Source organism: Pseudomonas sp. JV241A, assembly GCF_900275665.1.
GTDB lineage: Bacteria > Pseudomonadota > Gammaproteobacteria > Pseudomonadales > Pseudomonadaceae > Aquipseudomonas > Aquipseudomonas wadenswilerensis.
On record NZ_OPYO01000008.1, the window covers coordinates 1 to 13,353 of the forward strand.

12 protein-coding genes are annotated in these 13,353 nt (G+C 62.4%); 9 read left to right on the plus strand and 3 right to left on the minus strand.

The window, feature by feature from the left end; all coding sequences use genetic code 11:
* Positions 1-238, plus strand: a 238-nt coding sequence (locus JV241A_RS04090) for a transposase (RefSeq protein WP_166675642.1), incomplete at its 5' end; no start/stop codon positions are given.
* 87 nt (positions 239-325) lie between these two features.
* Here the strand turns inward: JV241A_RS04090 and algW are convergent.
* On the minus strand, positions 326-1,483 hold the full coding sequence (algW, locus tag JV241A_RS04095) for a Do family serine endopeptidase AlgW (RefSeq protein ID WP_100782540.1): 1,158 nt from the start codon (positions 1,481-1,483) through the stop codon (positions 326-328).
* Between the two features lie 229 nt (positions 1,484-1,712).
* Between algW and JV241A_RS04100 the strand changes: the two genes are divergently transcribed.
* The 4 genes from JV241A_RS04100 to cysN all read left to right on the plus strand — a co-directional run bounded on the left by JV241A_RS04100 (position 1,713) and on the right by cysN (position 5,923).
* Positions 1,713-2,471: a Nif3-like dinuclear metal center hexameric protein gene (locus JV241A_RS04100; RefSeq protein ID WP_134061422.1), complete on the plus strand. Its 759-nt coding sequence runs from the start codon at positions 1,713-1,715 to the stop codon at positions 2,469-2,471.
* Between the two features lie 136 nt (positions 2,472-2,607).
* Positions 2,608-3,525, plus strand: a complete 918-nt coding sequence (gene cysD / locus JV241A_RS04105) for a sulfate adenylyltransferase subunit CysD (protein ID WP_038998836.1) — start codon at positions 2,608-2,610, stop codon at positions 3,523-3,525.
* Positions 3,526-3,626: 101 nt separating this feature from the next.
* Entirely contained in the window at positions 3,627-3,968 is a 342-nt protein-coding gene (locus tag JV241A_RS04110; RefSeq protein ID WP_010220745.1) for a four helix bundle protein, read from the plus strand.
* 53 nt (positions 3,969-4,021) lie between these two features.
* Positions 4,022-5,923, plus strand: coding sequence for a sulfate adenylyltransferase subunit CysN (gene cysN / locus JV241A_RS04115; RefSeq protein WP_115085408.1), 1,902 nt, complete (start codon positions 4,022-4,024; stop codon positions 5,921-5,923).
* A 100-nt stretch (positions 5,924-6,023) separates the two neighbouring features.
* On the opposite strand, the gene JV241A_RS04120 is transcribed toward cysN, so the two are convergent.
* Entirely contained in the window at positions 6,024-6,503 is a 480-nt protein-coding gene (locus tag JV241A_RS04120) for an Lrp/AsnC family transcriptional regulator (RefSeq protein WP_134061423.1), read from the minus strand.
* A 128-nt stretch (positions 6,504-6,631) separates the two neighbouring features.
* Here JV241A_RS04120 and JV241A_RS04125 point away from each other — a divergent pair, with 128 nt between their 5' ends.
* Positions 6,632-7,828: a methionine gamma-lyase gene (locus tag JV241A_RS04125; protein ID WP_134061424.1), complete on the plus strand. Its 1,197-nt coding sequence runs from the start codon at positions 6,632-6,634 to the stop codon at positions 7,826-7,828.
* A 37-nt stretch (positions 7,829-7,865) separates the two neighbouring features.
* Positions 7,866-10,562 (plus strand): alpha-ketoglutarate dehydrogenase, encoded by a 2,697-nt coding sequence (gene mdeB, locus JV241A_RS04130; protein WP_166675643.1) that lies wholly within the window; start codon positions 7,866-7,868, stop codon positions 10,560-10,562.
* Positions 10,563-10,716: 154 nt separating this feature from the next.
* Here the strand turns inward: mdeB and JV241A_RS04135 are convergent, their stop codons facing one another.
* Positions 10,717-11,151, minus strand: coding sequence for a DUF1043 family protein (locus JV241A_RS04135; protein WP_115085412.1), 435 nt, complete (start codon positions 11,149-11,151; stop codon positions 10,717-10,719).
* Positions 11,152-11,289: 138 nt separating this feature from the next.
* Here JV241A_RS04135 and JV241A_RS04140 point away from each other — a divergent pair, with 138 nt between their 5' ends.
* Together JV241A_RS04140 and JV241A_RS04145 are read left to right on the plus strand one after the other, a co-directional pair.
* The gene (locus JV241A_RS04140; protein ID WP_115085413.1) at positions 11,290-11,922 is read left to right on the plus strand and encodes an alpha/beta fold hydrolase; all 633 of its coding nucleotides are present in this window, start codon (positions 11,290-11,292) and stop codon (positions 11,920-11,922) included.
* A gap of 24 nt (positions 11,923-11,946) precedes the next feature.
* Positions 11,947-13,296, plus strand: a complete 1,350-nt coding sequence (locus JV241A_RS04145; RefSeq protein WP_134061426.1) for a tryptophan--tRNA ligase — start codon at positions 11,947-11,949, stop codon at positions 13,294-13,296.
* The last annotated feature ends 57 nt before the right edge of the window (positions 13,297-13,353 follow it).

The following is a 13,353-nucleotide window of genomic DNA, read 5'->3' on the forward strand; positions in this document are numbered from 1 at the left end:
TGGTAGCCATCGAGGGCACCGCCAGATATGGGGTGGTCGGGCCCATGTAAGGCGAGTGCTGTACATGTCGAGCTGGATCATCATCCGTCACAACACAGAATTTAAAGCACGCTACGAAGCACTTCGGGCACGTGGCAAGTGCGCCAAGGTGGCACTCGTAGCTTGCATGCGGGTGCTGATCGTCAGGCTGAATGCAATGCTGCGGGACAATACCCCTTGGCGAGAGCAAACAGCCTGATCAAGACAGTTGCTCCCACAGGTTCGGCGGTGGGAGCCGGCCTTGCCGGCGATGGGCTGTGAAACAGCCCCGCTTCTTGGTAGAAGGTCAGTTTTCTTCTTTGGCAGCAAGTGCCGGCGGTGGACGCAAGCCAATCTCGGCGGTCAGCTTGAGCTCCTTGCCGTTGCGCATGACCTGGATCGCCACCTTGTCGTTAGGCTTGATCCGCGCCACCTGGTTCATCGAGCGACGGCCATCGCCAGCCGGCTCGCCGTTGATGCTCAGGATCACGTCACCCAGCTCCAGGCCGGCTTTCTGCGCCGGGCCATCACGGAAAATCCCCGCCACGACGATCCCCGGGCGCCCCTGCATGCCGAACGACTCTGCCAGTTCCTGGCTCAGCGGCTGCACCTCGATACCCAGCCAGCCACGGATCACCTGGCCGTGCTCGATGATCGACTTCATTACCTCCAGCGCCAGTTTGGTCGGGATGGCAAAGCCGATGCCTTGCGAACCGCCGGACTTGGAGAAGATTGCCGTGTTGATGCCGGTAAGGTTGCCGTTGGCATCGACCAGCGCGCCACCGGAGTTGCCCGGGTTGATCGCGGCGTCGGTCTGGATGAAGTCTTCGTAGTTGTTCAGGCCCAGCTGGTTGCGCCCGGTGGCGCTGATGATGCCCATGGTCACGGTCTGGCCGACACCGAAGGGGTTGCCGATGGCCAGGGCGACGTCGCCGATATGGATGTTGTCGGAGCGGCCGATGGTGATCGACGGCAGGTTCTTCAGGTCGATCTTCAGTACCGCGAGGTCGGTTTCCGGGTCGCTGCCGATCACCCGAGCCAGGGTTTCGCGGCCGTCCTTGAGCGCCACCACGATCTGGTCGGCACCGGAGGTCACGTGGTTGTTGGTCAGCAGGTAGCCTTCCGGGCTCATGATCACTGCCGAACCCAGGCTCGATTCCCAACGGCGCTGCTTGGGCAGGTTGTCACCGAAGAAGCGGCGGAACTGCGGGTCTTCGAACAGTGGGTGGGCGGTCTTGTTGACCACTTTGGTGGTGTACAGGTTGGCCACCGCCGGGGCGGCGATGCTCACGGCGTCGGCGTAGGACACCGGCCCCTGCATGATCCGCGTGGTCTGCGGCGCCTGTTGCAGGTTGACGTCCTGGCTGGGCAGGCCGACCCATTGCGGAAAGCGCTGGATGACCAACAGGGCGATCAGCACGCCGACCAGCAGCGGCCAGCCAAAGTAACGCAAAGCCTTGAACATTGAAGGAATCCTGGGAGTTGGCAGAGGGCCGATGACAGCTGGGAGCGTGAACGCGCGCGATCATACTGTGCCCGGGCTCGGGCAGGAACTGCTAAATCGTCACGAAAGCCAACAATGCCGGCCCCCAGGCAACTGCCGTCGGTTTCCCCAAACCCGGCGACGGCCCATAATGGCGTTCATTATACGGGGCCTTGGGCCGCGCTGAACTGCGAAATTGAGGAGTCTTTCCATGGCTGTTGCCCTGAGTACCCTGGTCGAGGAAGCCGAACGCTACCTCGGCAGCGCGAAAATCCAGGACTACTGCCCCAACGGCCTGCAGGTCGAGGGCCGTCCGCAGGTGACCCGCATCGTCAGCGGCGTCACTGCCAGCCAGGCATTGCTCGACGCCGCGGTCGAGGCCGATGCCGACCTGGTGCTGGTGCACCACGGCTACTTCTGGAAGGGCGAGAACCCGTGCATCACCGGCATGAAGCAGCGCCGGCTGAAAACCCTGCTGAAGAACGACCTGAGCCTGCTGTCCTACCACCTGCCGCTGGACCTGCACCCGGAAGTGGGCAACAACGTGCAGCTGGCGCGGCAGCTCGACATCACCGTCGAAGGCCCGCTGGACCCCGAGAACCCGCGGCTCGTCGGCCTGGTCGGGTCGCTGGCCGAACCGATGTCGGCACGGGATTTTGCCCGCAAGGTGCAGGACGTGATGGGCCGCGAGCCGCTGCTGATCGAAGGCGAGCAGATCATCCGCCGGGTCGGCTGGTGCACCGGCGGCGGCCAGGGCTACATCGACCAGGCGATTGCCGCCGGAGTCGACCTGTACCTGAGTGGCGAAGCCTCCGAGCAGACCTTCCACAGCGCCCGCGAGAACGGCATCAGTTTCATCGCCGCCGGCCACCATGCCACCGAGCGTTACGGCGTGCAGGCGCTGGGCGATTACCTGGCCCGGCGCTTTGCCCTGGAGCACCTGTTCATCGACTGCCCGAACCCGATCTGAAGCTAAAACGGCAGGGCATATTCTTATACTGTTTCGTTCTAGTTGGCCGCCTAAATAGAATCGGGTGCTGTGATAAAGTGGCTCGCTCGAACACGGCCCGCTGGCCGTCCATAAGATCGTATTTCCGTGAGTAACCATGGTCGACAAACTGACGCATTTGAAACAGTTGGAGGCGGAAAGCATCCACATCATTCGTGAGGTGGCCGCCGAGTTCGATAACCCGGTGATGCTGTACTCGATTGGCAAGGACTCGGCCGTGATGCTGCACCTGGCGCGCAAGGCCTTCTTCCCGGGCAAGCTGCCATTTCCGGTGATGCACGTCGACACCCAGTGGAAATTCCAGGAGATGTACAGCTTCCGCGACAAGATGGTCGAGGAAATGGGCCTGGAGCTGATCACTCACGTCAACCCGGACGGCGTCGCCCAGGGCATCAACCCGTTCACCCACGGCAGTGCCAAGCACACCGACATCATGAAGACCGAGGGCCTCAAGCAGGCGCTCGACAAGTACGGCTTCGATGCTGCCTTCGGTGGCGCGCGCCGCGATGAAGAGAAGTCGCGGGCCAAGGAGCGCGTCTATTCGTTCCGTGACAGCAAGCACCGCTGGGACCCGAAGAACCAGCGCCCCGAGCTGTGGAACGTGTACAACGGCAAGGTCAACAAGGGCGAATCGATTCGCGTGTTCCCGCTGTCGAACTGGACCGAGCTGGACATCTGGCAGTACATCTACCTCGAAGGCATCCCGATCGTGCCGCTGTACTTCGCAGCCGAACGCGAAGTGATCGAGAAGAACGGTACCCTGATCATGATCGACGATGCGCGCATCCTCGAGCACCTCTCGGAGGAAGAAAAGGCCCGTATCGTCAAGAAGAAGGTGCGTTTCCGTACCCTTGGCTGCTACCCGTTGACGGGCGCGGTGGAGTCGGAGGCCGAAAGCCTCACCGACATCATTCAGGAAATGCTCCTGACGCGCACTTCCGAGCGCCAGGGCCGGGTCATCGACCACGATGGCGCCGGCTCAATGGAAGACAAGAAACGGCAAGGGTACTTCTAAGCTTCAAGTTACAAGCGGCAAGCTGCAAGTTAGAAGCAAGATGCGTAGCTTCTGGATTTTGTCGGCTGCCGCCCCATTGTGGGCGCGTGAGAGTGCTCACCATGGACTTTGAGAAGCTTGCTGTTTGGCAGAGAAGCAAAGATTTGACGGTAGCGATTTACAGGCAGCAGAGGGTGTGCCGGGATCTTGGATTCAAGGATCAGATCACGCGGGCGGCACTTTCCATCCCGTCGAATATCGCTGAAGGCATGGAACGGAGAACGGCAAAAGAAAAGGTTCGTTATCTGTGTATTGCCAAGGCTTCCTGCGGTGAGTTGCGTACGCAGATCATCATCGGGGGAGAGGTAGGCTATCTGCCAAAGCCTTTGTCGAATGAGTGGATTACAGAGACTCGTGAGCTTTCAAGAATGCTGAGCGGGTTGATCAACAAAATTTCTGACTAGTTGTATGCCGACAAGCTTGCCGCTTGAAGCTTACAGCTTGGAGCTTGAATGTAATGAGCCACCAATCTGATCTGATCAGCGAGGACATCCTCGCTTACCTGGCCCAGCACGAACGTAAAGAGCTGCTGCGCTTCCTTACCTGCGGTAACGTCGATGACGGCAAGAGCACCCTGATCGGGCGCCTGCTGCACGACTCGAAGATGATCTACGAAGATCATCTGGAAGCCATCACCCGCGATTCGAAGAAAGTCGGCACCACCGGTGACGATATCGACCTGGCGCTGCTGGTCGACGGCCTGCAGGCCGAGCGCGAGCAGGGCATCACCATCGATGTGGCCTACCGCTACTTCTCTACCGCCAAGCGCAAGTTCATCATTGCCGACACCCCGGGCCACGAGCAGTACACCCGCAACATGGCCACCGGTGCGTCGACCTGCGACCTGGCGATCATCCTCGTCGATGCCCGCTACGGCGTGCAGACCCAGACCCGCCGGCACAGCTACATTGCCTCGTTGCTGGGCATCAAGCACATCGTCGTCGCGGTCAACAAGATGGACCTCAAAGGCTTCGACGAGGGCGTGTTCGAGAGCATCAAGGCCGACTACCTGAAGTTCGCCGAAGCCATCAACATGAACCCGAGCAGCCTGCACTTCGTGCCGATGTCGGCGCTCAAGGGCGACAACGTGGTCAACCGCAGCGAGCGTTCGCCGTGGTACACGGGGCCGGCGCTGATGGAGATCCTCGAAACCGTCGAAGTCGCGGCCGACCGCAACTTCACCGACCTACGCTTCCCGGTGCAGTACGTCAACCGCCCGAACCTGAACTTCCGTGGCTTTGCCGGCACCCTGGCCAGCGGCGTGGTGCACAAGGGCGATGAAATCGTCGTGCTGCCGTCGGGCAAGAGCAGCCGGGTCAAGTCCATCGTCACCTTCGAGGGTGAGCTGGAAAACGCCGGCCCCGGCCAGGCCGTGACCCTGACCATGGAAGACGAGATCGACATCTCCCGCGGCGACCTGCTGGTGCACGCCGACAACGTTCCGCCAGTGACCGACCAGTTCGACGCCATGCTGGTGTGGATGGCTGAAGAGCCGATGCTGCCGGGCAAGAAATACGACATCAAACGCGCCACCAGCTACGTGCCGGGCTCGATTGCCAGCATCGCCCACAAGGTCGATGTGAATACCCTGGAGCAGGGCGCTGCCAGTGCCCTGCAGCTCAACGAGATCGGCAAGGTCAAGGTCAGCCTCGACGCCCCGATCGCGCTGGACGGCTATGACAGCAACCGCACCACCGGTGCCTTCATTGTCATCGACCGCCTGACCAACGGCACCGTTGGCGCCGGCATGATCATCGCGCCACCGGTTGTGCCTCATGGCACCGTCGGCCAGCACGGCAAGCTGGCCCACGTGGACACTGCGGAGCGTGCCCTGCGCTTTGGCCAGCAGCCAGCCACCGTGCTGTTCAGCGGCCTCTCGGGCGCGGGCAAGAGCACCCTGGCCTACGCCGTGGAGCGCAAGCTGTTCGACATGGGCCGTGCGGTGTACGTGCTCGATGGCCAGAACCTGCGTCACGACCTGAACAAGGGCCTGCCGCAGGACCGCGCCGGGCGTACCGAGAACTGGCGCCGCGCCGCACATGTCGCGCGTCAGTTCAACGAGGCCGGCCTCCTGACCCTGGCCGCCTTCGTCGCCCCGGATGCCGAAGGCCGCGAACAGGCCAAGGCGCTGATCGGCAAGGAACGCTTGCTCACCGTCTACGTCCAGGCTTCGCCTCTGGCTTGCCGCGAGCGCGACCCGCAGGGCCTGTATGCCGCCGGCGGCGACAACATCCCGGGCGAAAGCTTCCCGTATGACGTACCGCTGGATGCGGATCTGGTGATCGACACCCAGAACGTCAGTTTGGAAGACGGCGTCAAGCAGGTGCTGGATCTGCTGCGCAAGCGTGGCGCGATCTAAGCGTTAGCGCGCTGAACAGGAAACCCCACCCCGGTGGGGTTTTTTGTTGCGTGCCGACAGGGTGGGAGCGGGCTTGTCCCGCGCATATGACGGCTCGAACTTAGATGTGTTTTTCCGACACCGGAATCACCCGTTTCTCCTTCACCGCCTTGAACGAGAAGCTTGAGTAAATCTCCTTCACCCCCGGCAAGGTCTGCAGCACTTCCCGCGCAAACTCACCGAATGACTCCAGGTCCCGCGCAAGGATTTCCAGCAGGAAGTCATAGCGCCCGGAGATGTTGTGGCAGGCGACGATTTCGGGGATTTCCATCAGCCGCTGCTCGAAGGCGCGGGCCATTTCCTTGGTGTGCGAGTCCATCATGATGCTGACGAAAGCAGTCACGCCAAAGCCCAGGGCCTTGGGTGAGAGGATGGCCTGGTAGCCGGTGATGTAGCCGGACTCTTCCAGCAACTTGACTCGCCGCCAGCACGGCGAGGTGGTCAGCGAGACCTGGTCGGCCAGTTCGGAAACAGTCAACCGTGCGTTGTCCTGCAGGGCCGCGAGCAATGCGCGGTCGGTGCGATCAATGGTCGTAGGCATGTTTTACCCTCCGTGGTCTGAAATCGTTGTTTTTATGTCAATAACCATCCGAAGAGGTGGCTACATTTGGAAAAAAATCAGCACCTCAGTGGCATAAGCTTATAACAAACCACTAGAGGCTGTTTGCCATGAGCGGCACCAACAACAAATCAGGTTTTGCCACCCGCGCCATTCACCACGGTTACAACCCGCTGGACCACAATGGTGCCCTGGTACCGCCGATCTATCAGACGGCCACCTTTGCTTTCCCCACGGTCGAATATGGTGCTGCCTGCTTCGCCGGGGAAGAGGCCGGGCACTTCTATAGCCGCATTTCCAACCCGACCCTGGCCCTGCTGGAGCAACGCATGGCTTCGCTGGAGGGCGGGGAGGCGGGGCTGGCGCTGGCCTCGGGGATGGGCGCGATCACTGCCACCCTTTGGACGTTGCTGCGTCCCGGTGATGAAGTACTGGTGGGGCGGACCCTGTACGGCTGCACCTTCGCCTTTTTGCACCATGGCATCGGCGAGTTCGGGGTCAAGGTCCGGCATGTCGACATGAGCGATCTGCAGGCGGTGGCCGCTGCGATCAGCGATAGGACCCGGGTGATCTACTTCGAAACCCCGGCCAACCCCAACATGCACATGACCGATATCGCCGCCGTGGCCAAGCTTGCGCACCAGCACGATATCAGCGTCGTGGTCGACAATACCTATTGCACCCCGTACCTGCAGCGGCCGTTGGAACTGGGGGCCGACCTGGTGGTGCATTCGGCGACCAAGTACCTCAGCGGCCATGGCGATATCACCGCCGGTCTGGTGGTGGGACGCAAGGCGCTGGTTGATCGGATTCGTCTGGAAGGCTTGAAGGACATGACCGGCGCAGTGCTGTCGCCCCATGACGCCGCCTTGCTGATGCGCGGGATGAAAACCTTGACCCTGCGTATGGAACGCCATTGCAGCAATGCTCAAACCATCGCTGAATACCTGGAGCAACAGCCAGAAGTTGAACTGATCAGTTACCCCGGCTTGCCCGGTTTTGCCCAGTACGAACTGGCACAGCGGCAGATGCGCTTGCCCGGCGGCATGATCGCTTTCGAACTCAAAGGTGGCGTCACTGCCGGTCGGCGTTTCATGAACGCCCTGCAATTGTTCAGCCGTGCCGTCAGCCTCGGTGACGCCGAGTCCCTGGCTCAGCACCCGGCAAGCATGACCCATTCCAGCTATACCCCAGAGGAGCTTGCCCAGTACGGCATTTCCGAAGGGCTGGTAAGGCTGTCGGTGGGCCTTGAGGACATCGACGACCTGCTGGCGGATATCCAACAGGCGCTCAAGGCCTGCGCCTGAACCCTTCACGGACGAGGTCAATGCAATGGTGGCAATGATGAACCTTGTGCCTGGCGAAGGTGTGCCGCGGCGCCTGGGTGATCCACAGCTAGACAGCGACCCGGGGGAAACCGCCGAGTGGCTGGAGGCGCTGGATTCGACCCTGCTGCACTGCGGCCCGGAGCGTGCGCGGTTTTTGCTCGAACAGCTGGAAGCCCACGCTCGTGAGCTGGGCCTGGAACGCGGCGCCCAGGCCTTTTCGGCCTATCGCAACACCTTGTCGGTGGAGCAGCAGGGCGTCTACCCGGGCGACCTCGAACTCGATGAACGCATCACCAGCATCCTGCGCTGGAATGCCCTGGCCATGGTAATGCGGGCCAACCACGCCTATGGCGACCTGGGGGGGCATATCGCCAGTTACGCTTCGGCAGCGGAGATCTTCGAAGTCGGCTTCCAGCATTTCTTTCGCGGCGAAGCGGGCGCTGAACAGCGTACGGCTGACCTGGTGTTTTTCCAGCCGCATTCGGCACCGGGCATTTATGCCCGGGCCTTTCTCGAAGGCCGCCTGAGCGAAGAGCAACTGGCCAGCTACCGCCAGGAAGTGGCAGGCAACGGCCTGTGTTCTTATCCACACCCATGGCTGATGCCCGACTTCTGGCAGTTCCCTACCGGCTCCATGGGCATCGGGCCGATCAACGCCATCTACCAGGCGCGGTTCATGCGTTATCTGCATAACCGCCAGTTGCTCGACACCAGCGCCCGGCATGTTTGGGGCGTGTTCGGCGATGGCGAGATGGACGAGCCGGAGTCCATTGCCGGCCTGACCCTGGCCGCCCGCGAGCAACTGGATAACCTGACGTTCGTGGTCAACTGCAACTTGCAGCGCCTGGACGGCCCGGTGCGAGGCAACGGCCAGATCATCCAGGAACTGGAAGCGCTGTTCAGTGGCGCTGGCTGGAACGTGATCAAGGTGCTCTGGGGTTCGGAGTGGGATGCACTGTTCGCCCGTGACACCGAGCACGTACTGTTGCGTCAGTTGGCGGCAACACCCGACGGGCAGTTCCAGAACCTCGGGGCCAAGGATGGCGCCTACAACCTCGAGCACTTTTTCAATCAGCAGCCGGCCTTGCAGAAACTGGTCGAGCACATGAGTTCGGCCGAGATCAACGCGCTCAAGCGCGGTGGCCACGACTTTCGCAAGCTGTATGCCGCCTTCACCGCCGCCAAGGCCTGCAAGGGCCAGCCGACGGTCATTCTGGCCAAGACCAAGAAAGGCTACGGCATGAGTGCCGCCGGTGAGTCGCGGATGACCGCGCACCAGGCCAAGAAACTCGACGTGCGGGCCTTGCTGGCGTTCCGTGATCGTTTTCATTTGCCGCTGTCGGATGCGCAGGTCGAGCAGTTGCAGTTCTATCGGCCGGCCGAAGGCAGCGCGGAAATGCGTTACCTGCGCGAGCGTCGCTCCGCCCTGGGTGGCCCGCTGCCTGCCCGGCGCAGTGACGTGCGCCCGGTGCCGGTGCCCGCCCTGGAGACCATGGGCGGCTTCGCCCTGCAGGCCGAGGGCAAGGAAATGTCCACCACCATGGCCGCCGTGCGCATGCTCAGCGCCTGGCTCAAGGCGCCGCAGTTGGGGCCACGGGTGGTGCCGATAGTGGCCGACGAGGCGCGCACCTTCGGCATGGCCAGTCTGTTCCGCCAGATCGGCATCTACTCGCCTCAAGGGCAGTGCTACGAGCCGGAAGACGCAGGTTCGCTGCTGTCCTACAAGGAAGCGCGTGATGGCCAACTGCTGGAGGAAGGTATCACCGAGGCCGGGGCGATTTCTTCCTGGGTGGCAGCGGCAACGTCTTACGCCGTGCATGGCGAGCCGATGCTGCCGGTGTACATCTATTACTCGATGTTCGGCTTCCAGCGCGTCGGTGACCTGATCTGGGCCGCCGCCGACCAGCGTGCCCGTGGCCTGCTGCTGGGGGCAACGGCCGGGCGTACCACGCTGGGGGGTGAGGGGTTGCAGCACCAGGACGGCTCTAGCCTGGTAATGGCCTCGATGGTGCCCAACTGCCGCGCCTGGGAACCCTGCTTTGCCGGTGAGCTGGCGGTGATCCTCGAGTACGCGGCGCGGCGCATGCTCACCGAACAGCGCGACGAGTTTCACTACGTTGCGGTGATGAACGAAAACTATCCACAGCCGTCCCTGCCGGCGCAGGTGCATGAAGAGGTCTTGCGCGGCATGTACCGTTATGTCGAACAGCAGGTGGCGGATGCCCGGGGGCAGGTGCGCCTGCTGGGCTCCGGGGCGATCCTGCGGGAGGTCATTGCCGCCAGTGAGTTGCTGGCCAGCGAATGGCAAATTGCCAGTGAAGTGTTCAGTGTCACCAGCTTCAGCGAGCTGGCGCGGGAGGCACGGGATGTTGATCGCGCCAGCCGGCTGGGGCAGGGCAGTGGTGATGTCAGTCATGTGCAGCGCTGCCTGGACGGTGATGCGCCGGTGATTGCCGCAACCGACTATGTGCGTGCCTGGCCGCAATTGATTGCTGAATATGTACAGGCGCCTTATGTGACGCTTGGGACTGACGGTTTTGGCCGTAGTGACACCCGCCAGCAGTTGCGGCGCTTCTTCGAGGTCGATCGCTTCAGTATCGTGCTGGCCAGCTTGCACAGCCTGGTGCGCCAGGGTGGGGTGGAGCGGCGGGTGCTGGATGCGGCGCGGGAGAGGTACGGCTATCGGGAGGGGGAGGCGCCTTGGTATTGCTGAGGCTGGCAGGGGCTACTGCGTAGCCCATCGCCGGCAAGGCCGGCTCCCACAAGTGACCCTGTGGGAGCTGGCCTTGCCAGCGATCGAGCGCATAGCGCTCGCAACGCAGGCGACGCTTATAAAAAAGGCCCCTCACAGGGGCCTTTTATTTTGCTCAGCGCTTGAGCCCGTAATGCTCATCGAGCATGCCCGGCGAGTTGGGCGCTTTCGGTGCGTAGTCGCGCGGCACCTCGGTGTCCTTCGGCGGGGTCAGGCGATCACGCGCAGGCTGCACGGCTTCGGAGTGCAGGGCGGCCAGCAGGCGCTGACGGGTGAGTTCGTCCAGGGCCAGGCGGTTGGCGCCTTCGGCCAGGTGATCCTGGACGTCCTGGTAACTTTGGGTCAGTTTCTTGACCAGCGCAGCCGTACTGTTGAAGTGAGTAACCACCTCATTCTGGTAGCTGTCGAAACGTTCCTGGATATCATCCAGCTGACGCTGGGTGCTGCTCGGTGCAGCATTAGGCAACAGGCGGGCGACCAGGAAACCAACGACGACACCCACGACGAGGGCCAGGGTCGGCAACAACCAAACTAAGAGCGAGAGTTCCACGAGTCCTTCCTCTATAAACGGCTTTGCTTTACGTTAACGGCTCGGACCTGCGCTGTATACCGCGAACCATCGCAAATATCTCAGACAGAATCATTCAGCTAGACGAGTCGACCCTTTCCGAGGTCACGGAGTTTATCCTTGCTTATCCGCGAAACCCCCGTATTCATCGATGGCCCGGTCGGCCAACTGGAAGCCTTGTACCTCGATGTCGCCGACGCCCGCGGCGTTGTGCTGCTGTGCCACCCCAACCCGGTGCAAGGTGGCACCATGATGAACAAGGTGGTGTCGATGCTGCAGCGCACCGCCCGCGATGCCGGCTACATTACCCTGCGTTTCAACTACCGCGGCGTTGGCCAGAGTGCCGGCAGCCATGACATGGGCAGCGGCGAGGTGGACGACGCCGAGGCGGCGGTGAGCTGGCTGCGGGAACAGCACCCTGAGCTGCCACTGACCCTGATGGGCTTCTCCTTCGGCGGCTTCGTCGCAGCCAGCCTCGGTGGTCGCCTGGAAGCCCAGGGCGTTGCCCTCAAGCACCTGTTCATGGTCGCCCCGGCGGTGATGCGCCTGGGCGATAACCCCTTGGCGCAGCAGGGCGAACTCAGCGTGATCCAGCCGGAAACCGACGAAGTGATCGATCCGCAGATCGTCTACGATTGGTCCGACGCACTGCCACGCCCCCATGAGCTGCTGAAAGTGGCAGAATGCGGACACTTTTTCCATGGCAAGCTCACCGACCTCAAGGAACTGGTGCTGCCGCGCCTTTCGAACTGATACAAGCCTGATAAGCGATTACCCATGACTACGCGCATCCTTACCGGTATCACCACCACGGGCACGCCTCACCTGGGCAACTATGCCGGTGCCATCCGCCCGGCGATCCTCGCCAGCCGTGAACCGGGTGTCGACTCGTTCTATTTTCTGGCCGACTACCACGCCCTGATCAAGTGCGATGACCCGCAGCGCATCCAGCGCTCGCGCCTGGAAATCGCCGCGACCTGGCTGGCCGGTGGCCTGGACCCGGAGCGAGTGACCTTCTATCGCCAGTCCGACATCCCGGAAATCCCCGAGCTGACCTGGCTGCTGACCTGCGTCGCGGCCAAGGGCCTGCTCAACCGCGCGCACGCCTACAAGGCTTCGGTAGACAAGAACGTCGAAAGCGGTGAAGACCCGGATGCCGGTATCAGCATGGGCCTGTACAGCTACCCGGTGCTGATGGCCGCCGACATCCTGATGTTCAACGCCAACAAGGTGCCGGTCGGTCGCGACCAGATCCAGCACGTGGAGATGGCCCGTGATATCGGCCAGCGCTTCAACCACCTGTTCGGCCAGGGCAAGGAGTTCTTCGCCATGCCCGAGGCGCTGATCGAAGAAAGCGTCGCCACCCTGCCGGGCCTGGACGGACGCAAGATGTCCAAGAGCTATGACAACACCATCCCGTTGTTCACCAGTGCCAAGGACATGAAGGATGCCATCTCGCGCATCGTCACCGACTCCCGCGCCCCGGGCGAAGCCAAGGACCCGGACAACTCGCACCTGTTCACCCTGTTCCAGGCCTTCGCCACGGCTTCGCAAGCCGACGAGTTCCGCAGCGAACTGCTCCAGGGCCTGGGCTGGGGCGAAGCCAAGCAGCGTCTGTTCCAGCTGCTCGACGGTCAGCTGAGCGAGCCGCGCGAACGTTATCACCAACTGATCAGTCGCCCGGCCGACCTTGAGGACATCCTCCTGGCCGGTGCGCAGAAAGCCCGCAAGGTGGCCACGCCGTTCCTTGAGCAACTGCGCGAAGCGGTGGGCCTGCGCTCATTCCGCAACATCGAGCAGGCCACTGCCCAGGTCAAGAAGAAGGCCGCCAAGACCGCGCGCTTTGTCAGCTTCCGCGAAGACGACGGCAGTTTCCGCTTCCGTCTGCTGGCTGCCGATGGCGAGCAACTGCTGCTGTCGCGCAACTTCGCCGATGGCAAGACTGCGGGTGCGGTGAGCAAGCAACTGCAACAGGGCGGCGAGCTCGACGTGCGCCACGAAGGCCTGGGCTTCAGCCTGTGGCTGGAAGGCGAGTGCGTCGGCGACGGCCCGCAGTTCGCCGATGCCGCTGCCCGCGACAGCGCGATCGAAACCCTGCGCGCGGCCCTGGTGCCCCAGCAGGACTGAACGGCTTATCGCAAGTCTGATTGCCATTATCCCGGGCCGTCGCTACAGTGACGGCCC